We start from the raw sequence: 26569 nt of genomic DNA on the forward strand, positions 1-26569 counted from the left end.
ATGACTGCCGCCAAAAACCTCAACCTGCGCGCGGGCCTGTTGTCCGTGCTCATCTTCCTCACGCTGCTGGGCATCTGGTACGTGGCCACGTCTTCGTCGGGTGCCAGCGGTGGCACGGCGGGTATGACGGCCGAGCAGATCGAGTACGCCAAGATGATGGGCAAGGACCCGGGCGCCAGCGCCAAGGGCAGTGGCTTCCCCTCACTGGCAGAGATGGGCCGTACCGTGTGGGGGCACGTGTCCAACCCGTTCTATGACAACGGCCCCAACGACAAGGGCATCGCCATCCAGCTCGCGCATTCGCTGGGCCGCGTTGCGCTGGGCTTTGGCCTGGCCTGCCTGGTGGCGATCCCGCTCGGTTTCATCATCGGCATGTCGCCGCTGCTGCGCCGCGCGTTCGACCCGTTCATCCAGGTGCTCAAGCCCATCAGCCCGCTGGCGTGGATGCCCCTCGCGCTCTACACCATCAAGGACTCGTCCATCTCGGGCATCTTTGTGATCTTCATCTGCTCGGTGTGGCCCATGCTGGTGAACACGGCATTTGGTGTGGCATCGGTCAAGCGCGACTGGCTCAACGTGTCGGCCACGCTGCAGGTCAACCCGCTGCGCAAGGCGTTCCTGGTGATCCTGCCCGCGGCGGCGCCCACCATCCTCACGGGCATGCGCATCAGCATGGGCATCGCGTGGCTGGTGATCGTGGCGGCCGAGATGCTGGTGGGCGGCACGGGGATCGGCTACTTCGTGTGGAACGAGTGGAACAACCTGTCGCTCACCAACGTGATCTTCGCCATCCTGGTGATCGGCGTGGTGGGCATGTTGCTCGACCTGGCGTTTGGCCAGCTGCAGAAGGTGGTGACCTATGTGGAGTGATGTTGCCCAGCGCCCGGCTGTTCCAGCCCCTCTTGCCACTGACGCACCGCAACGAAAGGCCTCTGCCGTGACCCAAGGCTTCCTCCAGATCGACCGGCTGAGCAAGGCCTTTGTACCCACCAAACCCGTGTTTGCCGACGTGTCGTTCACGCTCGACAAGGGCGAGTTCGTCTGCATCATCGGCCACTCGGGCTGCGGCAAGACCACCATCCTGAACGTGCTGGCGGGGCTGGACACCGCCACCTCGGGCACCGTCATCATGGACGGGCGCGAAGTGGCCGGCCCCAGCCTGGACCGGGGCGTGGTGTTCCAGAGTCACGCGCTCATGCCCTGGCTCACGGTGCGCCAGAACATCGCGTTTGCCGTGAAGTCGCGCTGGCCCGACTGGAAGAAGAGCCAGGTCGATGCGCATGTGGAGAAGTTCGTGGCGCTGGTGGGCCTGAGCCCGGCCATCGACAAGAAGCCTTCGCAACTCTCGGGCGGCATGAAGCAGCGCGTGGGCATTGCACGCGCGTTCTCCATCCAGCCCAAGATGCTGCTATTGGATGAGCCCTTTGGCGCACTCGATGCGCTCACACGCGGCACCATCCAGGACGAGCTGATGACCATCGTGCGCCAGACGCAGCAGACGGTGTTCATGATCACGCACGATGTGGACGAAGCCATTTTGCTGGCCGACCGCATCCTGCTGATGAGCAACGGCAACGAGACGCCCGAGGGCTACCGCCCCGGTGGCATCGCCGAGGTGGTGGTCAACCCGCTGCCACGCGAACGCACGCGCACCAGCCTGCACCACCTGGACGGCTACTACGCGCTGCGCAACCACATCGTGGACTTCTTGGTGACGCGCGCCAAAGCCCACTGATTTCCTGAGCAACCAAGCCCTGTCGTGTTGCCCCTTGTGGGCGACAGGGAGGGCTGCACCCTGAAGTTTTTGTTCCCCGTTCCAAAACCATCCAACCGAAGGAGCCATCACCATGAACCGCAACGACGTTACCGAAAAGATCATCAGCACCAAGGTCGCCAAGGGCCTGCAATGGGAGGCCATTGCCAAGAAGGTCGGCCAGTCCAAGGAATGGACGACGGCCCTGTGCCTGGGCCAGATGACCGCTACGCCCGAGCAGGCCAAGATCGTGGGCAAGATCTTTGGCCTCACGGCCGAGGAGCAGAAGTGGCTGCAGGTAGTGCCATACAAGGGCTCGCTGCCCACACCCGTGCCCACAGACCCGCTGATCTACCGCTGGTACGAGGTGGTGAGCGTGTACGGCACCACCATCAAGGAGCTGATCCACGAAGAGTTTGGCGACGGCATCATGAGCGCCATCGACTTCAGCATGGACATACAGCGCGAAGCCAATCCCAATGGCGACCGCGTGAATGTGGTCCTGTCGGGCAAGTTCCTGCCCTACAAGCAGTACTGAAATCGGGCCCAGGCCGTGTTCGTCACAGCACCTTGACGGCGCGGCCGATGAACTGGATGGGCCCCGTGGGTTTGCCAATCGGCGAGCCTGTCGGCGGCTCCAGCGTCAGCTCGAACAACTGGTTGGGCTGCAGCGGGGGCAGCTTGTCCAGCGGAATCTGCAGCGGCTGACCAGGCTGCACCAGGCCCAGCGACACGGGACCGCTCCAGCCATCCGCCTTGGTCCAGAACTCCAGAGCCTTGTCAGCCGGTACTTCGGCCATACCCAGCGGAATCAGGCTGATCTGCCGGGGGGAGCTGGCTTGCACCACCCAGCCAGGGGCCTTGTCCTGCGGCGCGACCAGCACCACCATGAACTGTGGCGGCGCGGCCACTGGGGCGGTGCGGGTGACGAGCACTGCCGCGAGCACCGCCGCCATGGCAAAGCCCGAGCCGGCGAGGGCACGCCACAGGCCCAGGTGGTCCCACCAGCGCACGGATGGCTTGCGCTCGGTTTTTGCGCGGGGTCGGGAGGCAACGGACGTCGCAACTGGCTGCGCGCTGGCGGCCTGCAGCGATTGATCGATGCGTGCCCACAAGGCAGCGGGCGGCGTGATGGGCTCGGCCAGCTGGGTCAGCGGCAGCAGGCGGGCTTCCCATTCGGCCACCGCCTGCTGCAGTGCTCGGTCACCGGGCAGGCGTTGCTGCAAGGCTTGGCGATCTGCTGCGGGCAGGGTGCCCAGCACGTACTCACCCGCCAGCACATGCAGGTCGTCCGGCGAGGAGGTAGGCGGTGTGTTGCGCACACCGGTCATGCCATGCACTCCCGCAGCGATACCAGGCTGCGCCGTATCCAGGCCTTCACGGTGCCCAGCGGGGCGCCCAGACGTTCGGCGATTTCGCTGTGCGAGCAGCCGTCCACATAGGCGTGCAGCACGCAGTTGCGGCGCGCCGGGTCCAAGGCCTCCAGGCAATACTGCAGGCGGCCCAGGCTGGCGTTGAGTTCAAAGGTTTCCTCGACCTCGTGGTGGGCCTGCACAGACATGTCGGCCTCCAGGGCTTGGGTGGTGGTGTCGTCCACATCCACGTGGCGGCTGCCGTCGCGCATGGCGTTCAGGGCCAGGTTGCGCACCACGCTGTAGATCCAGCCGCGTGCGCTGCCCCGGCTCGCGTCGTAGCTGGCGGCGCGCGTCCAGATATTGACGCAGGCATCGTGCACGATGTCCTCGGCCAGCGCACGCTGGCGCACGATGCGCAGCGCCACGCCCAGCAGCCGCGCACCTTCCTGTTCATAAAGGCGGTGCATGGCTTGCCGGTCGCCTGCTGCGCAGGCGGCCAAAGCGGCTTCGTAGTCAAAATCGCCAGGAACTTGGGGCACGTTGTGCAGGCGGCGGGGCCTCGGCTGGATGGTGGGCGCATCGTAGCCGCAAACCCACCGCCTTCCGGCGGTAGCCCCCGCTGGGCAGGGGATTGAGTGTGCGTGGTTTACGCGGCCTTCCAGAAGATGTAGTCGGCCTGGTACTTCACGATCTGGCGCTCGCCCTTGTTGGCGGTGGTGCAGGCGGCAGCAGGTGCCACGCCGCCCTTCAAGGCCACGCGCTGGATGAAGGTTACGCCGGTCATGGCGCCGGAGCCCATGGCAGGGTTGGCCTTGACGAGCTGGTAGGGCAGGTTGCCCGTGCCCGATGGCGCCACGGCTAGCTGGGTGGCTGTCAGCTTGGACCCATCGCTCGACTCCCAGGTGGCCGGCGGGCCGTAGTAGGTGCCCACTTGTTTGCCGCTGCGGTCATTCAGCACGGCCTTGGGGCCCACGAACACCCATTCGGTCTGGCCGGGCATGTTGGCCTTGTCGCGGCATTCGTAGGTGATCTCGCCCACGCCCACGGTTTCCATCGCCACCTTGTTGCCAGCCGGCACCTTGATGCTGTCGGGCAGGCTGTCCTGCGAATACATGGATTTGGAAGGCGACGACATCATCGAACCGCAGGCGCTCAGCAGCACGGCGGCGGCAATGGCACCCGTCAGCGGCAGCAGGCGGGAGATGGGGGACGTGTGGACGGTCATGGCGTTTCTCTCTGGTCTGTGGGTTGATAGGACAGCAGCAAGTTGCGCTGCTGTAGGTACTACCCACGAAAACGCCGTTTGGATGCAGTGGATGCCAAAATTTTTTACCGGTGCCAGCCCGGGCAAGATTGCCGCCCGGGCCCGAGGCTGCCTCAATGCAGGGTCAGCGGCCGGGTGGTGGTCTTGACCCGCACCACGGCCGCCCGGTGCTCATAGGGGGCCACCGGCTGGCCCAGGATGGCGGCCGCCAGCGTTCGCGCCTGCCGGGCAATCGGTTCGATGTAGCGGCTGCACTGCCCTTCGATGCTGATGCAATCGCCCAGTGCATGGATGCGGGATACGCTGGTTTGCAGCGTGCCTGCGTCCACCGCAATGCCATGGGTCCAATCAAGCCCTGCACTCTGCGCCAGGCGGTGGGGGGGCAGCAGGCCTGCAGCCACCACCACTTCGTCCGCCGCAAAACGCCGCCCGCTGGTGGTGGAGACGCGGTAGCGCGAGCCCACGCGTTCCACCTGCTCCACCTGCAGACCGCCTTCAAAGCGGATGGACAGGTCTTTCCAGGCGTCCAGCAGCTGCGGGCCCGCCTGCTGGTCGTGCCAGCGCGCCAGTGGTTCGGTGGCCGTGTCCAGCAGCGTGATGTGGTGGCCGCCCAGTGCCAGGTCGTTGGCCAGCTCACTGCCGACCAGGCCCGCGCCGATGATGAGCACGTCCTTGGGCTGGTCGCCCAGGTGCTGGCGCAGGCGCTGGTAGGCGTCCAGGTGGTTGATGCGCCAGCACAGGCTGGCGGGCAAGCCCGGAGGCAAGGCGGCCTGCGCACCGTGGGCCAGCACCAGGTGGCCGTAGCGCAGCACGCCCCGCGTGGTGCGCAATTGGCGGGTGTCGGCGCAGATGCGCACGGCATGGGTGTGGGCCAGCAGGGTGACGCCCAGGCGGTGCGCCGCATCGCGACCGGTTTCGGACACCAGGGCCAGCGGGTCCAGCTGGCGCGCCATGGCCACCGACAGCAAAGGCTTGTCGTACCGGTCGCCCGCGCAGGCCGTCACCAGGGTGATGGGCAGCGTGGCGCTGTGTTGGCGCAGGGTTTCGGCCAGTTGCCAGCCTGCACGGCCCGCGCCGACGATGACCACGCCCAGCTCGCCACGCACGCGCAGGGAGGCGGCTGGCGCTGCGCTGGCCTGCGCCCGCAGCGCCTCCAGCGTGGGGGCTTCGTACGGCGAAAAATCGGCCTTGGTCACGCCGCACAAGGGGCAGGCCCAGTCGTCGGGTATGTCTGCCAGCCGCGTGCCGGGCGGCAGGCCGCCATCGGGGTCGCCGTCGGCCTCGTGGTAGACGTAGCCGCAGGCGTTGCAGATGTAGCTTTGCCAGGGCGCCTGGGTGGCCGCGTCGGCAAACGCATCGCACAGCGCCTGCGATGCCGCGCTCAACACGAACTCGGAGGCAACTGACGGCGTGGTGGCGGTGGGGAGGGCGGGCGTCATCCAGGCATCTCCTCGGTGCTGAGCCGGGCGATCTCCTTGCGCAGGTGCTTGATGGCGGGCGTGACGATGGCCACAAAGTGCGACTCGCGCACGCGCCGCTGCACGTCCGAGCTCATGAGGTAGCCGCGCGCACCCTGGTGCATCAGGGCGGACTGGGCGGCGCGCAGGCACAGCTCCGCGCCATGGGCACGGGCGTCCAGCACGTCGATGAAGAAGTCGGTGCTCGTGTCGAACGGGGTCTGGGCCAGTTGCATGACGCGTGCAGTCAGTGCATCCAGTTCGGCCTGCAGCGCGTCGGGCCGGTCTTCCAGGAACTGGTTGACATGGCCCAGTTGGGCCTCCACCGCCCACATCGAGTCGATGGCGCCCTGGGTGATGCCCACGGCCATGCCACATTGCAGCATCACAAACGCAGCGCGGATGCGGGCGATGAAAGGCCGGGTGGGGTCGGCCATGGTGTCGGCCGTGCCGATGAAATGGTCATTGAGCCGCAGCGCATAGGTGCCCGTGCCCTCCATGGCGGAGAAGCTGGGGCATTCGCGCATCTCCACGCCCGGTGCGTCGCCGCGCAGCAGGAACATCACCTCGCGCTGGCTGGCCGCACCGTCGGCCTCCACCACCGCCGCAATCGCGCCGCAGTAGTGGTCGGGCCCCAGGTTGCTCACCCAGGGCAGGGTGCCGTTGACGAGGTAGCCGCCCTCCACCGGCGTGGCCTTGAGCAGCAGGCTTTCGATCTGCGCATAGCTCTTCATGGGGTTGGACAGCGCCGTGCCGCCCATGCCTGCGCCGCTGGCGTGGCGCTGCAGCACATCGCCCATCAGCGCGGGGTTGCCCGACTGCTGCAGGTACAGCCCACACACCGCCTGGCACCACATCATGAAGCCGGTGGCGCCGCACACGCGCGAGGCCTCGGCCATGGCGCGGATGGCCAGGCCGTAGTCGGCCGGGCCGGCGGTGCTGTCCAGGTGCGCGCTCATCGCGCCCACGGCGGCCAGCTGCTGCAGCTCCGCGCAGGGGTAGTAGCCGGTGCGGTCAATTGCCTCCACCTGCGCGGCCAGCGGGCCCTGCGCGATCTGACGCACGGCGGCCAGCAGCGCATCGCCCCGCAGGGCGCCGTCCAGGTGGAGTTGGGGAGGGAGGTCGGCGGGGTTCATGGGGCTCCTTGGGTGCGCGGGGCGGGCTCGATGGTGGGGGGCTCTTTAGTCCGCCAGACTGATTTCGAAGGGAATGGGGTTGCGCATGCTGTTGGCCACGGGCGAGTAGAAGTTGGCGTGCTGCACGATCTCGTCTAGCACCTCGCGCGGCGCGTCGCCCTCCACCAGCACCTTCACGCGGATGGCCTGGAAGCCCATTTCGGGCGGCGTCTTTTGCAGCGCGCCGCCAGCGCCCCAGGCGGCGGGGTTGCCGATGTCGCCTTCCATGAACACCTCGATCTTGCTGAGCTTGACCTGCTTCCAGGTGGCCACCGCCGTGATCCCCACGGCCAGGCAGCCGCCCAGGCCTGACAGCACGATTTCGCCGGGCGCTGGCGCCGTGTCCTGACCGAACAGGTGCAGCGGCTCGTCCACCACCACCGGCGCATGATTGCCCACATAGCTCAGCGAGCGGTACTGCCCTTCCATCACCGTGTGGACCTTGTTGGTGCCCCGGCTGGCAGGGTTGTTGCGGCCCTTGTCGGCAAAGGCCATCAGCCCGTCGCGGTCTATGGGGCGCAGGTGCGTGTGCACGGTGGTGACGGGGGCAGAGGGTTCCAGCAGATCGGTGGACATGGTGTTCCTTGGAGAAAGAGAAGGGAATGCTAAAAAGAAGGACAGGGTTCGCAGCGGGCCACGCCCGCTGCAACAACGCACGGGGCTCAGGCCGCCAGTGCCAGCGCAGGCTTTTTGGGGAACTTGACCAGCGGCAGCCCGCTTTCGATCGGCAGCTTGTCGTCGCGCGACCATTCGTTCCACGAGCCGAAGTACATGCGCACATCGGCAAAGCCCGCCTGCTTGAGCGCCAGGAAGGTGTTGGACGCGCGTGCGCCCTTGAAGCAATACAGGTACACCGTGTCCGCCGGGCTGATGCCCGCCGTGGCGCATTCGGCGCGCACTTCGTCGGGCGACTTGAACACCGGACCCTGGGGCGAGGGCTTCATGAAGCGGTACCACTCCAGCCACTTGGCGCCCGGCAGGCGGCCTTTGCGCGGCGCAAAGTCCTTGCCATAAGGGCTGGAGCTGTCGCCAATCCACTCGTCCACATCGCGCACGTCCAGCAGCACGGTGTCGGTGCCCAGGGCCTCGATCACATCCTCCTTGGTCAGCATCACATCGGTGGTGGCCAGCTGGGTGGGGAAGATGGCGGGCGTGGGCACCACGGCCTCGGTGGAGACGGGTAGCTCTGCCGCCTTCCAGGCCGAGTAGCCGCCATTCAATACCTTGACCTTGGGGTAGCCCAGCCAGGTCAGCAGGTAGTAGCCCCGACACGACTGGCCGTAGCCGCTGTTGAGCGCATCTTCATAGAACACCGCCGCCTCCGCACCCGACAGGCCGATGGCGCCCAGGTGCGCGGCAAAGGTGTCTTTCAGCTCCTGCAGGCCTTGGGGCGTGGAGGTGGCGAGGTAGGTGAAGGTCTCGCGCAGGTTCACCGCGCCGGGGATGTGCCCCAGGGCATAGGTGTCGGCGTCGCGGGTGTCGATCAGCACCACGGGCTCTGCGGCTTGCTGGGCCAACAACTGGGTGGGCGAGATGAGGACGGCGTCGGAGGCGGTAGCGGTCACGGTGCTCATGGAAAACCTTTCGGTGCGGTGGTGGGCGGGATGCCTGCCCTCCTTATCGCAACAGGTGTGCCAGAGCGGTTGTGGATGAGAAGATTTGAATGGAAATGGCTGTATGCGCTAGTGTAATATGCGCTGATAGCTATTGATTTGATAGTAAATGGAGTGTTGCCACATGCCGCTGGTCGGGGTGGACCAGACGGCCCTGGACACTGTGTTGACACATTGTCGACACAGTGTCCGTCGTCACTTCAGACCCGCCTTGCGCAGCCGGTAGCTGAACTGCCGCAGCGTCAGCCCCAGGCTCTGCGCTGCACGCGACTGGTTGCCGTGGTGCTCGGCCAGTGCTGTCTGCAGCACCAACACGCTGTGCGACTGGGCCGGTGCGTAGTCACGCACCAGCGGCGCTGGGGCAATGGCTGGGCGTTCTGCTGCCGCGATGGCTGCAGGAGGCTGTGGTGCGGGAGGCGAAGGCAACGGCACGGACGCAGCCGGCAGAAACCGGTCCAGCTCCGCCCGCGCCACCAGCGTGTCATTGGTCAGCAGCACCAGGCGTTCGATCACATTGCCCAGCTCGCGGATGTTGCCGGGCCAGGGATGTTCTTCCAGCCGCGCCAGCGCGTCGGGCGAGAGGTTCACGTTGCGCTGGTGCGCCTGGTTGGCGCGGCTCACAAAGTGCAGCGCCAGCGCGCGGATGTCCTCGCGCCGCTCGGCCAGCGAGGGCAGATGGATCGGAATCACGTGCAGGCGGTAATACAAGTCCTGCCGAAAGCGCCCGGCCTCCACATCGGCCGCCAGGTCGCGGTGGGTGGCCGCCACCAGGCGCACGTTGACCTTGACCTCGCGCTGCCCGCCCAGGCGCACCAGCGTGCCCTCCTGCAGCGTGCGCAGCAGCTTGGACTGCAGGGCCAGCGGCAGCTCGCCAATCTCGTCTAGAAAGATGGTGCCGCTGTCGGCCTGCTCGAACCAGCCCGCGCGGGCTGTGCTGGCGCCGGTGAACGCGCCTTTTTCGTAGCCAAACAGTTCGGACTCGAACAGCGCGTCCGGAATGGCCGAGCAGTTGACCTTGATGAAGGGCCGGTCGCGCCGCCCGCTGGCCAGGTGCACGGCGCGTGCGAACAGCTCCTTGCCCGTGCCGGACTGGCCCAGCAGCAGCACGGTGGCCTGGGTTTGTGACACACGCTCCAGCTCGCTCAAGGCCTGCAGCAGCGGTGGCGAGCTGCCAATGAGCCCGTAGCGCGCGCTTTTGGTGTTGAGCGCATTGGCCAGCACGGCGTTGCGCGCCTGCAGCTGCCGCGTCTGCTCGGCCACCAGGGCTTCCAGCTGCAGCAGCTGCCCGACCAGCGTGGCCAGCACGCGCAGCACCGCCAGGTCGTCGTTCAGGTGGCGCTGGCGGCTGCGGATGCGGTGACAGGCCAGCACGCCGATGGGCGCGTTGTTGACCTCGATGGGCAGGGCGATGAAGGCCACCGTCTCGGGCGGCAGCTGGCTGCGCTCCACCGCGCGTGCCAGAAACAGCGGTTCGGCATCAATGTCCTGCACGATGGCAGGCTGCCCCGTGGCCAGCACGCGGCCTGTGATGCCCTCGCCCCAGGCGTACCGCCCGAGCTGCACCTCGGCCTGGGTGAGTCCGTACGCATGCTGGATGGAGGCGGTGCGCGGCGCGCCGGCTGGGGAGGAGGGAGCGTCGTCCACCAGCACGATGCGCCCCCGGTTCAGGCCCAGCAGTTCGCTCATCAGGTGCAGCATTTCGCGCAGCACCAGGCCGGGCGCCAGGCTGCGGCCGATGAGGCGCATCACCTCGCGCATCAGCAGCAGCTCCTGGGCGTGCCAGTCGGTGGGGCTGTGCGAGCGGGCCGTGCTGGAAGGGGAGGGCATGGGCGGTGGGGGCATGTCAGGGCGATTGCAAGTTCTGCGCCCGGGTGCATTAAAGTCGCCTGCGTCCAGCCATTTACCGACTTTTTCACCTTCTCGAAAGCCCCCACCATGACCACCCTCGGAACCCCTCTGTCCCCCCATGCCACCAAAGTCATGCTGCTGGGCTCGGGCGAGCTGGGCAAGGAGGTGCTGATCGCGCTGCAGCGCCTGGGGGTGGAAACCATTGCCGTGGACCGCTACGACAACGCCCCCGGCCAGCAGGTGGCCCACCATGCGCGCACCATCACCATGAGCGACCCGGCCCAGCTCAAGGCGCTGATCGAAGCCGAACGGCCCCACCTGGTGGTGCCCGAGATCGAAGCCATCGCCACCCCCATGCTCGAAGAGCTGGAAGCCGCGGGCATCGTGCGCGTGATCCCCACGGCCCGCGCAGCGCGCCTGACCATGGACCGTGAAGGCATCCGCGTGCTGGCCGCCGAAACGCTGGGGTTGCCCACCAGCCCGTACAAATTCTGTAATTCGCTCGAAGAGTTGCAGGCTGCGATTGATGGCGGGATTGGTTACCCTTGCATCGTCAAGCCCGTCATGAGCAGCTCGGGCAAGGGCCAGAGCAAGATCGACGGCCCCGCCGACGTGCAAAAGGCCTGGGACTACGCCATGGCCGGTGGCCGGGTGAGCCACGGCCGTGTGATCGTCGAGGGCTTCATCGACTTTGACTACGAAATCACCCAGCTCACCGTGCGGTCTGTGGGCGCAGACGGCCAAATCACCACCAGTTTCTGCGACCCCATCGGCCATGTGCAAGTGAGTGGCGACTATGTGGAAAGCTGGCAGCCCCACCCCATGCACCCGGCCGCACTCGAAAAGTCGCGCCAGATCGCCAAGGCCGTCACCGACAACCTGGGCGGCCAGGGATTGTTTGGTGTGGAGCTGTTCGTGAAGGGCGAGAACGTGTGGTTCAGCGAGGTGAGCCCCCGCCCGCACGACACCGGCCTGGTCACGCTGTGCACCCAGCACCAGAGCGAGTTTGAGCTGCACGCCCGCGCCATCCTGGGCCTGCCGGTAGACACCAGCCTGCGCAACCCCGGCGCCAGTGCCGTCATCTATGGCGGTGTGGAAGCCCAGGGCATCGTGTTCGACGGCGTGGAAGAAGCGCTGCGCGTGCCGGGCTCCGACCTGCGCCTGTTCGGCAAGCCCGAGAGTTTTGTGAAGCGCCGCATGGGCGTGGCGCTGGCGCGGGCTGAGAATGTGGACACGGCGCGTGCGAACGCCAAGCTGGCGGCGAGCAAGGTCAGGCCCCGCGTGGCCTGATAGCCTGCGGCCGCTGTTGCGGCGGGCCGGTGCGACGACGGCGCTTCTGAAGGAGAAACCCCTGTGAGCCTGAGTGCGCGGATCCTGTGGCCGGTGCTGGCAGCCTCTTTGTTGCCTGTGCCGGCCCTGGTGTGGCTGCTGCTGGAGTTCCGGGTGACCACCACCGGACAGGCGCGCGACCGGCTGGTGGCCCGGGCAGGCATCATTGCCAGCAACCTGGACGACAAGATCGCTGGTACCGGGCAACTCTTGTTTGGCCTTGGGCGCGTCCCCCTGCTGGCAGCGGGCGACAAGGCCGCCTGCTCTGATTTCCTGGCAGATGTCCTCAAGGAACATCCTCAGTACACCGGCATCCTCACCATCCAGCCCGATGGCTCCCTGTTCTGTGATTCGCTGCGCAGTGGCCGTACGCTGGACCTGCGGGACCGCAGTTACTTTCAGCGTGCGCTGACGGCCTCCGGGCCGGTGCTGGAAGCGGTCATAGGCCGCCTGACGGGCAAGGGAGTGCTGCAGGTGGCCTACCCGGTGCGCGATGCGGGTGGCGCGTTGCGCTTCATCCTGCTGGCCTCGCTCGACATGCAGGACTACGGGCAGGCCACGGTGCATGCACAGCGCTATGAGCGTATGCATCTGCAGGTATGGAATGCCGACGGTTCGGTGGTCATGGACTTCCGCCGGCCGGAGGTGGCGCCGCTGACCCTGGGGGACGCCGAACGCACTTTCATGTTGCAAGCGGTCGAAGGGCATGCCGTGATGGAGGGGGCCGATGGCGTGCGTCGCGTCTGGGTGCGCGCCCAGTTGCCGCGCGCACAGGGCTCGGATCTGCGTCTGGCCCTGGCCGTGCCCGAGGACGACCTGCGTGGCCCGGTGGAGCGCCAGTTCCGGAGCGCACTGCTCGGGGTGCTGGCACTGGCGGTCATCGTGTTCGTTGCTGCTTTTCTGCTGGTGGAATTTGCGGTGCGCCGCCATGCCATGCGCGCCATCCGCGCCATTGGCCGCATGGATGCTGGCAACTACGCCGAACCCATTGGCACACCCTATCCCCCGGGAGAGCTGGGGCAGGTGGCCCGGGCACTGGACCGGATGGCGGAGTCCCTGCTGCGCCAGCAGCAGTCCATCGCGCAACACACGGAGACGCTGGAGCGCCAGGCGCGGCGAGACCCCCTGACCGACTTGGCCAACCGCTACAGCCTCACGGAGCGGCTGGACGCGGCGTTGGACCGGGCGCGGGAGCAGGGCCACTGCGTGGCCGTTCTGGCCATGGACCTGGACCGGTTCAAAGGGGTGAACGACAGCCTGGGCCATGCCCGGGGCGATGCCTTGCTCAAGGAGGTGGCGGTCCGGTTGCAGGGTTGTGTGCGTCCTGGCGATGTGGTGGCCCGGCCGGGAGGGGATGAGTTTGTGGTGGTGCTGCCCGACCTGCTGGACCCGGCCGTGGTGGAGCCCATGGCGCGGCGCATTGTGCGGGCGCTGACCCTGCCGGTGGAGACCGGCACGTCCAGCTGGTTGCTGGGCACCAGCCTGGGCATTGCGGTCTTCCCGCAGGATGGGGACTCCGGGGATCTCCTGCTGCGCAATGCGGATGTGGCCATGTACGACGCCAAGGACCTGGGTGGGAACCGGCTGGCTTTCTTCAGCCCGCACATGACGGAGGTGTTGACGGAGCGCCTGCGGGTGGAGGCGGGCCTGCGCCATGCCATCGAGCACGACGGGCTGCGCCTGCACTATCAGCCCATCATGGATGCGCGGACGGGGCGTGTGTCGTCGGCGGAGGCGCTGGTGCGGTGGGCGGACCCGGAGCGTGGGCTGGTGTCTCCGCTGCAGTTCATCGGTATTGCGGAAGAAACGGGGCTGATCGTGCCCCTGGGCGAATGGGTGCTGAACGAGGCCTGCGCGCAGGCACGCCGGTGGCTGGATGCCGGTTGGGGGGAGATCCCGGTGGCGGTGAATCTCTCGGCCCGTCAGTTCCAGGAGCCCGAGCTGGACCAGGTGGTGGCACACGCCTTGCAAAGCACCGGGTGCCCACCCCGGTTGCTGCAATTGGAGATCACTGAAAGCGCGATCATGGAGCCCGTGGAGGAGGCCCTGCAGACCATGCAGCGCCTCACCGCTCTGGGCGTGCAGCTGGCCATCGACGACTTCGGCACCGGCTATTCGTCACTCAGCCAGCTCAAGCGGTTTCCGGTGCGCAAGCTCAAGATCGACCACTCTTTCGTCAACGACCTGGGGAGCAATGACCGGGGCGAAGTGCTGGTGGACGCCATCGTGGCCCTGGCACAAAAGCTGGGCCTGCGCACGGTGGCCGAGGGCGTGGAAACCGAGCACCAGGCACAGTGGCTGACCCGGCTGGGGTGCGACGAACTGCAGGGTTACCTCTTTTCCCAGCCTTGCGCGCCACAAGACCTTGAAAACTGGTGGCAGGGCCGGGTGGCAGGCCCTCCGGCCGACCTCACTCCCGGATCTGCCGCCCCGTGAGCTTGAGGAACAGGTCTTCCAGATTGGCCGGCCGGTGCAGCGTGCGCAGGTGGCCGTGTGCGGCCAAGGCCTGCAGCAGTGGCTGGGCGTTCTGGGTGTAGAAAAACACGGTCTCGCCGCTGATTTCCACGCGGGCGGCCAGGGCGCGCAGCGCGGCGTCTTCGGCCATCTGGACGGCCCCCACGCCGAACACCTCCACCACATCCGGCTCCAGGTGCTGGGCGATCAGCTCGCGCGGGCGGCCTTCTGCAATCTTGCGGCCGTGGTCCAGCACCAGCAGGCGCGAGCACAGGCGCTCGGCCTCGTCCATGAAGTGGGTGGTCAGCAGGATCGACTTGCCTTGCTGCAGCAGCAGTTGCAGCCGCTCCCACATCAGGTGGCGGGCTTGCGGGTCCAGGCCAGTGGTGGGCTCGTCCAGCAGCAGCAGGCGCGGGTTGTTGACCAGGGCGCGCGCCAGCGACAGGCGCCGCTTCATGCCGCCCGACAGCTCGCCCGGCTTGGCATCGGCCTTGTGGGTGAGGGCTGCGAACTCCAGCAACTGGGGTACACGCTCGTCCATCACCGGCCCCTTCAGGCCGAAGTAGCGGCCGAATACGCGCAGGTTTTCGGCGCAGCTGAAGTCCGGGTCGAGGGTGTCAAACTGCGTGACCACACCCAGCTGCGCCTTGATGGCCAGCGCATCGCGGGGCATCAGCAGCGGGGCCGTGCCGGGCTGGGGCGTGAAATGCACTTCGCCCCCGTCTGGCGACGCCAGGCCCAGGCACATGCGGATGGTGGTGGTCTTGCCCGCGCCGTTGGGGCCGATGACCCCCAGGCATTCGCCGGGAGCAATGGCGAAGGACACGTCGTCCACCACCGTGGTCTCGCCATAACGTTTGCGCAGGTGCAGGGCTTCAAAAAGTGCGGTCATGGAGGGATTGTGTGCGACGAGTGCGTCCGTGGTGCTTGGGGGCGGATCTTTGCCAGAATCTGCTGCAGGCGCTAGTGGGTATTGCGCCTGATGCAATCAAAACAGGACTGCTTGCCTCAGTCCGCCGCGACCAGCCGCCCCCGGCCCGCCGTCTTGGCTGCATAGAGGGCACCGTCGGCACGGGCCATCAGTTCGGCCAAGCCAGCTTCGCCCGGCTGCAGCACGGCCATCCCGGCGCTGTAGTCCAGCGCAAAGCCCAGCTCTGCCACGCTGGCGGCATGCAGACGCCTGCGCAGTCGCCGGTCCAGGGCCAGTCCAGCGGGCGCGCTGTTGTGCAACAGCAGCACGCCAAACTCCTCGCCACCCAGGCGCCCGACCAGGTCGCCGCTGCGGCAGGTGTCACCCAGCAGGCGGGCAAACAGTTGCAGGGCGCGGTCTCCGGCCTCGTGGCCGTGGGTGTCGTTGACCTGCTTGAAGTGGTCCAGGTCCAGCATCATTGCCGTCATGGGCAACTGGTGACGTGCGGCGTGTGCCAGCAGGCTGCTGCCTTGGGTGGTGAAGCCTCGCCGGTTGAGCACGCCGGTGAGGCCATCGGTCATCGCCAGCGTGCGCAGCTTGTGTTCTGCCTCCGACCGCCACGCCACCAGCAGGGCGACGGTGCCCAGCACCAGGCTCACATTGGTGGCCACAGCAGCTGCCAGGTTGACGGGATGGGGCGTGCGAAAGCTCGGATACTGGTCGGTGAAGGCGCCCAGCATGCCCCGCGCCAGCGTGAAAGCGGCCGACGTCAGCAGGCAGCCCATCAGCAGGCTGCGCCAGCGCAGGTTGGCCTCCACCACGGGCGCCAGGGTGGCGCGTGCCACGATGCACAAAATGGTAGCCATCAAAAAGTTGGCCCAGCCCACGCGCCAGGCGTAGTGCCCAAAACCCAGGGTGTAGCCCAGCGGGGTGGCAATCACCAGCACCAGCAGCACGCGGCGCAAGGGGCGGGGGCCCAGCCATTCCTCCAGCGCCCGGTACAGCATCCACTGCGCGGCCGCGTTGCAGGCAATCGACAGGGTGGAGAGGGCCTGGTCCCACAGGGTGGCCGAGGCGATGATGGTCGACCAGGCCACCGCCTGCAGCAGCATGCTGGCCTGCATGTTGCGGGCCGCGCGGCTCACGTCCCGGCCCATGATCAGCGGCAGCGCGGCCGAGATCATGAACAGGTTGGCCGCCATGACCGTCATGAGGGTGAGGAAATCCAGTGGCATGCGCAGCGGCCTCGGGCCAGTCGTTTACTGAAATGCGACCTCGGCAAAGCTGCGCAGCTTGCGGCTGTGCAGGCGGTCCACGCCGCCGTTGCGCAGGATCTCGATGGCGCGCATGCCGATGCGCAGGTGCTGGTCCACGCGCTCGCGGTAGAAGTGGTTGGCCATGCCGGGCAGCTTGATCTCGCCATGCAGGGGCTTGTCGCTCACGCACAGCAGGGTGCCGTAGGGCACGCGGAAGCGGAAGCCGTTGGCGGCGATGGTGGCGCTTTCCATGTCCAGCGCCACGGCGCGGCTCTGGCTGAAGCGGCGCTGGGGCGTGTTGTCGGGCAGCAGCTCCCAGTTGCGGTTGTCGGTGCTGGCCACGGTGCCGGTGCGCATCACGCGCTTCAGGTCTGCGCCGCTGATCTGCGTGACATCGGCCACCGCCTGCTGCAGCGCCAGCTGGATTTCGGCCAGCGCCGGGATGGGCACCCACAGCGGCAGGTCTTCGTCCAGCACATGGTCCTCGCGCACGTAGGCATGCGCCAGCACGTAGTCGCCCAGCTGCTGGCTGTTGCGCAGGCCTGCGCAGTGGCCCAGCATCATCCAGGCATGGGGGCGCAGCACGGCGATGTGGTCGGTGATGGTCTTGGCGTTGGCCGGGCCCACGCCGATGTTGACCATGGTGATGCCGCTCGCGTCCTTGCGCACCAGGTGGTAGGCGGGCATCTGCGGCAGGCGGGGCGGCGCGGCGCCCAGGTCGTCGCCCGCCTCGGCGCTCAGGCCCACGCGGCGTGTGACCACGTTGCCGGGTTCGACGAAGGCGATGTATTCGCTGTCGGGTTTGGCCATCTCGGCGTGGCCCAGGCGCACGAACTCGTCGATGTAGAACTGGTAATTGGTGAACAGCACGAAGTTCTGGAACCACTCGGGTGCCGTGCCGGTGTAGTGGCGCAGGCGGTGCAGTGAGTAGTCCACGCGCGGAGCGGTGAACAGCGACAGCGGCTGCGCCTCGCCGGGTGCGGCCTGCCAGGTCCCGTTGGCGATGCCATCGTCCATGGCGGCCAGGTCGGGCAGGTCGAACACGTCGCGCATCAGCATGCGGCGCGCCTGGGTCAGCGTGCCCTCGATGTGGTCGTGCTCCGCAAACGAGAAATGGATGGGAATCGGGTGGGTGCTGGTGCCCACTTCCAGTTCCACGTTGTGGCTGGCGCGCAGCAGGCGGAACTGCTCGGCGTAGTAGTTGGCAAACAGGTCGGGCCGGGTCAGCGTGGTCTCATACCGCCCGGGGCCTTCCACAAAGCCATAGGCCAGCTTGGTATCGGCCCGCGCCACGGTGGTGGTGTGCACCCGCACAAACGGGTAGAAAGCCCGCACCGGGCCCTCGGGCGTCTCGCCCGCCACAAAACGCTGCATGGCGTCGCGCAGGTGGCCAATTTGTTGCTGGTAGATGCGCTGCACCTGGGCCAGGGCGTCGGCCGGGTCGGTGTGGCGGGTGGGGGCGATGAAATCGGGGATGAGGGGCATGCCGCTATTTTCGCCTGCCCGTGGCGCTGCCGCGGGGCAGCTTGCTTTTTGGGTGCAGATGCGCATGACAGTGCGGTCAGCGTGCCTGGGGCCTACCGTCTAGCCACTGTACGGCGGCATCCAGCACAGGGTCGCCACCGACCATGAGGCGCTGGACGAACCCTGCGTCTACCGTCAGGCGCAGATCAGGCTCAACGCCTTTGCCGAATACATAGTGCTCGCCGTTGGCGCCCAGTTCTGCAACGGTCGGCGCGTGAACGATCACGTCTCCCGGCAACAGTACGCGGGTCGTCATGCCTACGGCACCCGGTGTGGGCTCCGTTCCGATGACCTGGGCCCGACCGGCTTTCTGCAACCAGACTGCGAACATCTCGCATGGGCCCGTGCAGTCCGGGCCGGTCAACAGCACGAGTGGTGCGCTGTAGTGAGCATTTCCCTGTGTGAACAGCGGCAGCTGTGGCGGCAGGCCCAAGCTGCCGCGGGTGCGCCACACCTTGGCGGTGGCGTCCATCTGGCGCTGCGCATAGCCCTGCAGCCGCAGGGGTCGATCGTAAGAGAAGAAAGATGCCACGTAGTGGGGAACCAACTGGTATGCATTGTGGTTGGCGCCCCGAAGGTCCAGCACCAGGCCGCTGAGCCGTGCCTGGGTGGCTGCGGCGAGGCTGCGTTCCCACTGATCCAAGTTGCCTCCCCCGTCGGCGAACGAGCTGAGCGCGATATAGCCGTACTGTCGGCCCAATTGGCTGCGCAACTGGAACGCTGACAGCGATTCGTTGTTCGGGGGCGAGCCGGCCGCCTGGGGCCGCTCAGCCATGCGCTGGCGCAGATCGAAGGTTTGGTCCTTGCCGTCCTGGCGCACCTTCAGCACCATGGCTTCCCGATCGTAGGCCATCAGCTTGAGGGCATCGTGGCGGCGCCCGACTTCGGTGGGGCGGTTGGAGTAGCGCACGGCGCGGCCCAAATAGCGCCCGACGCTCTCGCCGTTGACTTCCACAATCTCGGCGCCCGGGCGCAGCCCGGCCAGTTCCGCGGCCGAGCGCGGGGCGACGCTGCCTAACACGGCCCGGCCATCAGGCAGCCACCACACGCCCTGCGTCGGCAGCGGCGTGATGCCGCGCGGCTGCCACTGGCCGGCCAGGCCCACATCGAGCCCTGCCGTGAAACCCTGGGGCCCGCCTGCGCCGCGCACGTCGACGCGGAACAGGCCGTCCTGCAGGCGTGCACCGATGTCGGCGTAGATTTGCGCCATGGCTTGCCGGTCCCGCCGGTCGCCGGCCTGCCGCACCTTGTCCGCCAGCTCTGCTTGCAGCCGTGCCCAATCCATGGGTTGTGCGCTGCGGAACGGATAGCGTTCGTGCATCACGCTGGTGAATGCCTTGAAAGCGTCGCCGGGCGACAGCCGGGTCAGGTCGATGTCTGCCGTGGACTGCACCCCATACTGAGCCAGCGCGATCTCGCGGCTGCGGTCGAAGCTGAAACCGCGGCTGTCCAGGGTCACGACGGTGTAGCCGCGCGGCAGCCGCACCATGGGGTCGTCGGGCGTGAAGAGGCGGCCGTCCGCACCGAAGCCCGACGGAAACGCGGCGCCTGACTCGCTGGCCCACACCAGCAACTTGCCACCCACCGCTTCCATTGCCAGGTCGGGCTGCAGTGGCCATTCCATCTGCACTGAACTGGTGGTGAGCATGGCGTGCTGCTCTATCGCATCCAGCCCGCGGCGGCCAGTCCGGCGTGGCAGGCTGGTGTGCACAGACAGTGCAAATATCTTCACGCCAGCGCCTGAAGCTCGTACCCTGCCCGAGGCCAGGTCGAAGAGGGTCCCCGGTGGAGTCTGCGGCAGGTCGATGGACACCGCAGAGCTGTCTGCGCGGGGAGTGGCCAGTAACTGGTCCTGAGGTGTTGTCACATGCGCAGTCTGGCGCTGCACGAAGTACGCGCCCTGGTCGAGCAGCGCCACCAGCGTGCTACCCGCAGCGACGGGGTCGCCCGCGCCGCGTTCGAGGGCGGCAATGAGCCGCACCGGGCCGCCTTCGTCGCGCGCCATCACGGCGGCCCCGGAGGGCGGCTGGAAGGGGATGACGTTGCGGCCGTCCCAGGTCTGGCGGCCCGCGTCCATGGCCTGCCGACCCGTCGATATGACCTGCTGCCCGGCGGACACAGCGCCTTCGCTACGGCTGATGGCCTCGCCGACCCGGCCCAGGCCATCGAGCAGACCTGAGTGCGCCGGCATCGCGAAGGCAGCCAAGACGACCAAGGCGGTCAAGGCGGCCGTGTTTGGCACAGTACCTGCCCGGTGTTCTGCGGCGCAGGAGGGGGGAGGCTGGTTGCGGAGCAAGTGTGCGTTGGGCATGGTGGCGGTGCGTCGAAGGGGGTGCTTGTGGGCCTAGACGTAGCGGATCACAAAGTCGTTATCAGCGGCGCTCACGTTGATGCGGCTGATGATCTTTGTATCCACCGAAGCCTGCAGGAACTCTATGGCCATGCGTGGCAAGAGGTTCTGGGTCAGGATCGCGTCGATCATGCGGGCGCCAGACTCCACTTCGCTGCAGCGCTCTCTGATCAGCCGCACGGCGCTGTCGTCGAACTCGAACTGCGCGCCATGGTTGACCTGGATGCGTGTCTGGATGCGGCGCATTTGCAGGCCAATGATCTGCTCAAGCATCGCTTCGGAAATCGGGTAGTACGTCACCACCGTGAGGCGACCGAGCAGCGCGGCCGGGAACTTGTCGAGCAGCGGCTGGCGGATTGCCTGGGCCAGGGCCTCGGGCGACGGAATGAGGTCGGGGTCGTTGCAAAGTCCTGCGATCAGCTCCGAGCCCACATTCGACGTCAGGATGATCACTGTGTTCTTGAAGTCGATATAGCGGCCCTCGCCGTCTTCCATCCAGCCCTTGTCGAACACTTGGAAGAACATCTCGTGCACGTCCGGGTGCGCCTTCTCGATCTCGTCGAGCAATACCACGCTGTACGGTCTGCGGCGCACCGCTTCAGTCAGAACGCCACCTTCGCCATACCCCACGTAGCCCGGTGGCGCGCCCTTGAGTGTGGAGACGGTGTGCGCTTCCTGGAACTCGCTCATGTTGATGGTGATGAGATTCTGTTCACCGCCGTACAGCGCCTCGGCCAGGGAAAGGGCGGTTTCGGTCTTTCCCACCCCCGAGGGGCCTGCCAGCAGGAATACTCCAATGGGTTTGCTGGGGTTGTCCAACTGCGCGCGCGCTGTCTGTATGCGGCGCGTGATGGCCTCCAATCCGTGGCGCTGGCCGATCACGCGCTTTTCTAGCGTATGTGTCAGCGTCAGCACCGACTTCACTTCATCGCGCACCATGCGGCCCACGGGAATGCCTGTCCATTCGGCCACGACGGCGGCCACAACGCCCGCATCCACCACCGGGTGCAACAGGGGATCGTCGCCCTGTAGCGTGAGCAGTTCCTTGCGCATCGCGTCCAGCTCCTCTGGCGAGACGGCTGGTGCGGCTGATGTCATCGCTTCAGCGGAGGCAGCAGCTGCATCTACGCTGGCAGCGTCTGGCGTGCGTGTAAGCCGTGCAGCCAGGAGTGTTGCTTCTGCCTGGACGATACGTTGCGCGAGGTCATTCTCGCGGGCCAGTCGTTCGGTCAGCGTGGCTTTCTCCACCCGCAAGCGCTCCAGCGCTGCGGCTAGCTCGGTCATACGCCCTGCATCGGCGATACCCAGGTCGGCCTCTCGCTGCACGACCCCTAGCTCCACTTGGAGCGCCTCCTGTTGGCGGGTCACGGCCTCCAGGCGCGCAGGTGTTGCCGTGAGGGCCATGGCGACGCGGGAACAGGCGGTGTCCATGAGACTCACCGCCTTGTCTGGCAACTGGCGTGCGGGAATGTAGCGGTGCGACAGGTTTACCGCGGCCACCACGGCCTCGTCAGCGATCCGAACCTTGTGATGCGCTTCCAGCTTGGCGGCCACTCCGCGCAGCATGTGCACAGCCTTGGGTTCGTCGGGCTCGTGGATATGTACCAGCTGGAAGCGGCGCGTCAGCGCCGGGTCTTTCTCGATGTACTTCTTGTACTCTGCCCAGGTGGTCGCGCCAATCGTGCGCAGCACCCCACGGGCCAATGCTGGTTTGAGCAGGTTGGCCGCATCGCCCGTACCAGCCTGACCGCCCGCACCGATCAGGGTGTGCACTTCGTCGATGAAGAGCACGATCGGAGTGGTGCTGGCCTGCACTTCGTCCAGCAGCGTGCGCAGCCGGTTCTCGAATTCGCCCTTCATGCTGGCGCCCGCCTGCAACAGGCCAACGTCCATCGTGCGCAGCTGGACGCCGCGTAGCGGCGGTGGAACGTCGTCTGCGGCAATGCGCAGCGCCAAGCCTTCCACCACGGCGGTCTTGCCGACCCCAGCTTCGCCCACGAGGATGGGGTTGTTTTGCCGACGGCGCATGAGGATGTCGATCATCTGGCGCACTTCCTCGTCGCGGCCTGTCACCGGGTCCAGTTCGCCTTGGCGGGCGCGTTCGGTCAGGTCAACGGTATAGCGCTGCAGGGCGTCCTGCTTACCCGTGCCGAGTGGCGTTGTCGCACTGCTGGCTTCACCTGGCGTTCCCTGGAGTCCCGAACCGTCAGCTGCCTGGAGTCGGGCTTCCGGCGACAGTGGGAGCAGTTTGGGGAATGCGTCGCTCAGCGATGGCTCGGAGATCTTTTCGAACTCCTTCGAAATTGATCGGAGCTCATTGGCCAATGTCCGGGTGCGCAGCATGCCGGAAAGCCAGTAGGCGCTGCGGATCTGCGATTCGTTGAACATCAGCGTGGCGTAGACCCAGCCGCGTTCGATGGACATCTCAATCTGGTCCGAGAAGTCGGAGATCGACGTGGCTCCCCGTGGCAGCCGGTCCAGGCTGCGCAGCACGTCGGCAGCAAGTTGCTCTGCATCGATCTCGACATGGCGAAACAGCCTCAGCAGGTCGGAGTCGCTCTCCTGCAGCAACTGGTGCAGCCAATGGACCAGTTCGACATAGGGGTTGCCCCGCAACTTGCAGAACACCGTAGCACCCTCCAGCGATTTGAAAAGCAGTGGGTTGAGTTTTCCGAACAGGGCAAGGCGACTGATCTCTGACATGGTTATGGGGACGGGCGTTAAAAAAGAATTTCGGGGAAATGGAAAAGCGAAGCCGCGTTACGCGTCCGCAGGCATGGACACGTGCGCTCTGACGGGTTGGCTACGGGTTTGCAGCCAGCTTTCCGGGTCCAGACGGAAGTCATCTGCGTCAGAGGTTGCAGGGCCATCGAGCAGCCAACTGGTCCAGCCCAGGCGGGTTCCGCCGCCCAGTCGCGTGCCGGGGACTTCCTCGCGCCGCAGCACGAGTTCGAAATCCCAGGCGTACTCGATACCCAGGTAGTTCCTCACCCAGTCCACGAGCGCCTTGAAATCTGAATGGCCTGGAAGAAAGCGCTCGTACTGCGCCAGGGTCATCGGGCCAATGCGCAGTCGGAACTTGCTTTGCGCATCCGGAACCCTGGATCCCACCACCGTATCGACCCCCAACTGCGAGTTGCAGGGATGCCGCGAGAGACGGGTTTGCTGCGAGGGCTCGAGTTCCAAGTAGTGCAAGCAGTATTCGTTCAAAGCGACGGGCACTCCAAAGTAGCTGGCGATGGCACGCTGCAGGCCCTCCGGATTGCGGGTGATGCGCGTCAGGTGCCCGGCCATGTGAAGCTTGGCGTGGTCGTCCACCGCATCGCGGTGTCGTGCTGATGGTTCACCGATGCCAATGATGCTGGCCAGGTGGCGCCCGAACATCCCGTCACCGGGCCGGTCCAGGGACACTGTGGGCTGGGCATCGGCCCATGCACGAAAGAACAGCAGCAGCAGCCTGTGGTGGAAGATGTCGGAAAACCGGGCCAGCGTCGTGTCGTCGTATTGGCGCTGTCTCTCGCGGACGTACTCCGTCAGGTGGGTAGGCAGCGGGCCATTGGGACCATACAGGCCGAAGTTCCAGACCATCAACCGCTCCGGCTGGCCTGCTCCGGCTGGCAGCACCTCTGCGATGGTGGCCGGGGCGAAGGCGAGAGAAGGGTCCTGTCCCAATCGGATCGGCTCGGCTTGCGGGCGCGCAGCGCGGCCCAAAACCGGTAGGTCGGGATGGCGGGCCTGCAGCCATCGCAGCGCGAAGAACAGATCGAAGGCGTGTGGATCGCTGCGCAGTCGTTGCCACAGGTCGGCGCTGCCATCTTGCTGCTGCAACGGGTCTTCCCGGGTTGGAGATGCTGCGCCGGTCATGTATTCGGCCTCTGGCCTGGGCGAGCGTCCCACTTGGCGAGCGGCCCTCGTTGCCGCGAGTGCAAAGACAGTTCTGTGAAGCTGTTGACACCCACATGGCGCGCGAAAAAGCGCTCAAGCACACAGGCCAGCGGCCATGCGCTCACGCCAGCGAACGAAGATTCATCGACCGTGAGTGTGATTCCCACTCCCCGGCCGTATATCAGCTGGCGGTGTTGAGCAAGGCGTCTGGTGATGGGTTGAATACTGACTTCCTTCAGCCCGGCAACCTGGCCGGTGAGAGCATGGTTGCCCAAGGCGAGGTAGAGGTTCATCAGTTCGCGAAGCGTGGCTGCGCCTTCCTGCTCCGAGAGGTCGGTCATCGCGAGGTAGTTCAGCGACAGATGCGAGATCAATCTCCAGGTGATCTCGTTCTCTGCCACGCTGCCCATGGGTCGCGATGGTCCAGCGACGGTGCGTATGGCGCCGATGGGCGCCGAGTCGAGGGTGATGAAATCCCCCCCGGCTTGATTGATCGGCATCAGCAGAGGCAGATCGCGGTTTGTGCACAGGGTACGTACCGAAAGCTGCTTGAGATCGTCTGAAAAAGGGGCTGCTCGTTGGTCCACCAGCGACAGGAAAACTTCGCTGCCCAGGTATTGCGTCCGGGGCCCGAAACGAACGGCGTGCTCCGAAAACAGCCGGGGCTCCCTCCGTACAGCGAAGTACGCTTGGTCGTCAGAGCGTATGCCGTGCACGGAGGCATACAAGGGAACGAACTCCCGGTCGTTCACCTGGCCCTCCTGGTGGCCGGTGACGCTGAGCACGTTGTACACCTCGAAGTCGCGTGGGCGGGTGCGTTCCATCACCACGTGGTATTCGTTGACACCTGCCGACACGTGGATGCGGTCCGCCGTGCGCTCAAACAGGTTGATCGCGGGTGTGCAGTGCAACAGGAAATTTTGTCTATCCACCACCGGTTCGAGGTCTGGGGCTGCCTTGCGCAGCAGCAGCGTCATGGCCAGACGCCTCCCGGGGACCACCTGCAGCGAACTCGCCAGACCTTGGATGGAGAAAAACCGGAAGCGCGGCGGAAAGGCGAAATACTCATGCAGCAGCCGGTGCCCCTGAAACGCCCGGTGCGAATAAGGCAGCAAGGACTGACTCTGTTCATACCCTTCGGCACGAAGGGCGTGGGCTGAGAGGTATCCGTGCACCCGGGTCGGATCTTGTGCATCGTGCACCACGATGCCGAGGAGAGATTCGTGCAACAACTCCTGCAGATGGGACGCCACAGCGTCAGATGCGTGGATGTACATATCCAGCCGATCCATCGGCAGTTGCGCGAAGTCGGTAGCCCCCTGGGTTTCGATTTCCAGGCGCAAATGCCCTGTCGGCTCATGCTGCAATCCGAAGCGGGATAGTGGGAGATCCAGAGGGGGCCCACCCAGAACTGCGCGGGACAGTGCAATAGGCCAGAGAGTGACGTCGTGCCCAGTACGAAAATCGCACGATACTTGGTCATCATGGGTCTTGCGTGAGCGCAGCATGCTGCCAGCGGGCAGGCAATAGCCGTCTGCCACGTTGCCCTCGGTATCGCTGGGAGACATCTGAACGACCACCATGGCGGGGGTGGGGGCCAGATAGTGGGGGCACACCATCTCGAGGATGCGTTGTGAAAGCCGTGGGAACTCGGCGTCCATCTTCATCTGCACCCGCGCTGTCAGGAAGCTGAACCCCTCCAGGAGACGTTCAACGTACGGGTCTGCCACATCCAGGTCTCGCAGCGCGAGCCGGCCGGCCACTTTTGGAAATGCGGCAGCAAACTCGGCCCCCAGCTCACGCAGGTAGGCCAGTTCTCGGTTGTAGTACTCCACCAGACGCGGATTCATCGGTGTGTTCTCAGGGGCAGCTTCTAAGGTCCGACAACACCACTTGACCGGTTTCCAGGTCCAGGCTCGTCTTGAGCAGCAGCTCCAGAGGGTAGGGCATGGACCAGAACTGGCATCGGATTTCGAATTGCAAAGTGTTGTGGTGGTTGAGTGAATCGAACGACGGCAGGAGAGTCACCGTCAGTGAGTCAGGCAGGACCCGGGGCTCAAACGCCAGGATCGCGCGGCTCACATTGGCTTCGACGTCTTTCCAGTCCAAATCGGAAAGCAGCTTGCCCGCCAGGGGATTCATCCCATAGTTCAGTGTGGATCTTTCAGCATGCGCAAGTCCGAAAAAGTCGATGTGTCCCGAGGCATTGCTTGCGTTGAGTAGCCAGCCAAGATCGCGCAGTAGCGCGCCGCGCAGGCGCGACTCGGTGACATACACAGCGTCGGCCTGCTCCGTCCGTTGGGTGGGCTCATGGTCGGTCAGGCGATCCAGCAGAGCCGGCTGCAGGCGATCCTTTTCGGTTCCAAAACCGCTCAGTCTTCTGGACTGCATGACAG

The 26569-nt window shown here is 66.1% G+C and carries 21 protein-coding genes; 5 read left to right on the forward strand and 16 right to left on the reverse strand.

Annotated elements, in window-relative coordinates; translation table 11 throughout:
• The 3 genes from ntrB to cynS all read left to right on the forward strand — a co-directional run bounded on the left by ntrB (position 1) and on the right by cynS (position 2291).
• The gene (ntrB, locus tag C8C95_RS12410) at positions 1–870 is read left to right on the forward strand and encodes a nitrate ABC transporter permease (protein ID WP_116748780.1); all 870 of its coding nucleotides are present in this window, start codon (positions 1–3) and stop codon (positions 868–870) included.
• Positions 860–1735, forward strand: coding sequence for an ABC transporter ATP-binding protein (locus C8C95_RS12415; RefSeq protein WP_116748781.1), 876 nt, complete (start codon positions 860–862; stop codon positions 1733–1735). The genes ntrB and C8C95_RS12415 overlap by 11 nt, the downstream gene beginning before the upstream one ends.
• Positions 1736–1847: 112 nt before the next feature.
• A complete protein-coding gene (gene cynS / locus C8C95_RS12420; RefSeq protein ID WP_008905293.1) occupies positions 1848–2291 on the forward strand; it encodes a cyanase in 444 nt (147 codons plus the stop codon).
• A gap of 22 nt (positions 2292–2313) precedes the next feature.
• Here the strand turns inward: cynS and C8C95_RS12425 are convergent, their stop codons facing one another.
• The 8 genes from C8C95_RS12425 to C8C95_RS12460 form a co-directional block, all read right to left on the reverse strand.
• A complete protein-coding gene (locus C8C95_RS12425) occupies positions 2314–3084 on the reverse strand; it encodes an anti-sigma factor (protein WP_116748782.1) in 771 nt (256 codons plus the stop codon).
• Positions 3081–3647 (reverse strand): sigma-70 family RNA polymerase sigma factor, encoded by a 567-nt coding sequence (locus C8C95_RS12430; protein WP_116748783.1) that lies wholly within the window; start codon positions 3645–3647, stop codon positions 3081–3083. Before C8C95_RS12430 ends, C8C95_RS12425 begins: the two co-directional genes overlap by 4 nt.
• Positions 3648–3754: 107 nt before the next feature.
• The gene (locus C8C95_RS12435) at positions 3755–4333 is read right to left on the reverse strand and encodes a DUF3455 domain-containing protein (protein WP_116748784.1); all 579 of its coding nucleotides are present in this window, start codon (positions 4331–4333) and stop codon (positions 3755–3757) included.
• 152 nt (positions 4334–4485) lie between these two features.
• Positions 4486–5811 (reverse strand): FAD-dependent oxidoreductase, encoded by a 1326-nt coding sequence (locus tag C8C95_RS12440; protein ID WP_116748785.1) that lies wholly within the window; start codon positions 5809–5811, stop codon positions 4486–4488.
• Positions 5808–6965 (reverse strand): acyl-CoA dehydrogenase family protein, encoded by a 1158-nt coding sequence (locus C8C95_RS12445; protein WP_116748786.1) that lies wholly within the window; start codon positions 6963–6965, stop codon positions 5808–5810. Before C8C95_RS12445 ends, C8C95_RS12440 begins: the two co-directional genes overlap by 4 nt.
• A gap of 45 nt (positions 6966–7010) precedes the next feature.
• Positions 7011–7580, reverse strand: a complete 570-nt coding sequence (locus C8C95_RS12450; protein WP_008905298.1) for an OsmC family protein — start codon at positions 7578–7580, stop codon at positions 7011–7013.
• Between the two features lie 86 nt (positions 7581–7666).
• The gene (locus C8C95_RS12455; RefSeq protein WP_116748787.1) at positions 7667–8578 is read right to left on the reverse strand and encodes a sulfurtransferase; all 912 of its coding nucleotides are present in this window, start codon (positions 8576–8578) and stop codon (positions 7667–7669) included.
• A 234-nt stretch (positions 8579–8812) separates the two neighbouring features.
• Positions 8813–10444, reverse strand: a complete 1632-nt coding sequence (locus C8C95_RS12460; protein WP_243415689.1) for a sigma 54-interacting transcriptional regulator — start codon at positions 10442–10444, stop codon at positions 8813–8815.
• A 108-nt stretch (positions 10445–10552) separates the two neighbouring features.
• Here C8C95_RS12460 and purT point away from each other — a divergent pair, with 108 nt between their 5' ends.
• Together purT and C8C95_RS12470 are read left to right on the forward strand one after the other, a co-directional pair.
• Positions 10553–11755, forward strand: a complete 1203-nt coding sequence (purT, locus tag C8C95_RS12465) for a formate-dependent phosphoribosylglycinamide formyltransferase (RefSeq protein WP_116748789.1) — start codon at positions 10553–10555, stop codon at positions 11753–11755.
• Between the two features lie 63 nt (positions 11756–11818).
• Positions 11819–14230, forward strand: coding sequence for an EAL domain-containing protein (locus tag C8C95_RS12470; protein WP_116748790.1), 2412 nt, complete (start codon positions 11819–11821; stop codon positions 14228–14230).
• On the opposite strand, the gene C8C95_RS12475 is transcribed toward C8C95_RS12470, so the two are convergent.
• The 8 genes from C8C95_RS12475 to tssE form a co-directional block, all read right to left on the reverse strand.
• Positions 14205–15140 (reverse strand): ATP-binding cassette domain-containing protein, encoded by a 936-nt coding sequence (locus C8C95_RS12475; protein ID WP_116748791.1) that lies wholly within the window; start codon positions 15138–15140, stop codon positions 14205–14207. The two genes, C8C95_RS12470 and C8C95_RS12475, sit on opposite strands and share 26 nt — an antisense overlap.
• 116 nt (positions 15141–15256) lie before the next feature.
• Positions 15257–16393, reverse strand: a complete 1137-nt coding sequence (locus C8C95_RS12480) for a GGDEF domain-containing protein (protein WP_116748792.1) — start codon at positions 16391–16393, stop codon at positions 15257–15259.
• Between the two features lie 24 nt (positions 16394–16417).
• Complete coding sequence (locus C8C95_RS12485) at positions 16418–17899, reverse strand: AMP nucleosidase (protein ID WP_116748793.1); 1482 nt, start codon at positions 17897–17899, stop codon at positions 16418–16420.
• Positions 17900–17975: 76 nt separating this feature from the next.
• Positions 17976–20162, reverse strand: coding sequence for a S41 family peptidase (locus C8C95_RS12490; RefSeq protein ID WP_165836538.1), 2187 nt, complete (start codon positions 20160–20162; stop codon positions 17976–17978).
• Positions 20163–20282: 120 nt separating this feature from the next.
• Positions 20283–22991, reverse strand: coding sequence for a type VI secretion system ATPase TssH (gene tssH / locus C8C95_RS12495; RefSeq protein ID WP_116748795.1), 2709 nt, complete (start codon positions 22989–22991; stop codon positions 20283–20285).
• Between the two features lie 57 nt (positions 22992–23048).
• Positions 23049–24152 (reverse strand): type VI secretion system baseplate subunit TssG, encoded by a 1104-nt coding sequence (tssG, locus tag C8C95_RS12500; RefSeq protein ID WP_116748796.1) that lies wholly within the window; start codon positions 24150–24152, stop codon positions 23049–23051.
• Complete coding sequence (tssF, locus tag C8C95_RS12505) at positions 24149–26023, reverse strand: type VI secretion system baseplate subunit TssF (RefSeq protein WP_116748797.1); 1875 nt, start codon at positions 26021–26023, stop codon at positions 24149–24151. The genes tssG and tssF overlap by 4 nt, the downstream gene beginning before the upstream one ends.
• Positions 26024–26033: 10 nt before the next feature.
• Positions 26034–26564: a type VI secretion system baseplate subunit TssE gene (tssE, locus tag C8C95_RS12510; RefSeq protein ID WP_116748798.1), complete on the reverse strand. Its 531-nt coding sequence runs from the start codon at positions 26562–26564 to the stop codon at positions 26034–26036.
• Positions 26565–26569: the final 5 nt, after the last annotated feature.

The organism is Acidovorax sp. 99 (genome assembly GCF_003096455.1).
In the GTDB taxonomy this organism is placed as follows: domain Bacteria; phylum Pseudomonadota; class Gammaproteobacteria; order Burkholderiales; family Burkholderiaceae_C; genus Acidovorax; species Acidovorax delafieldii.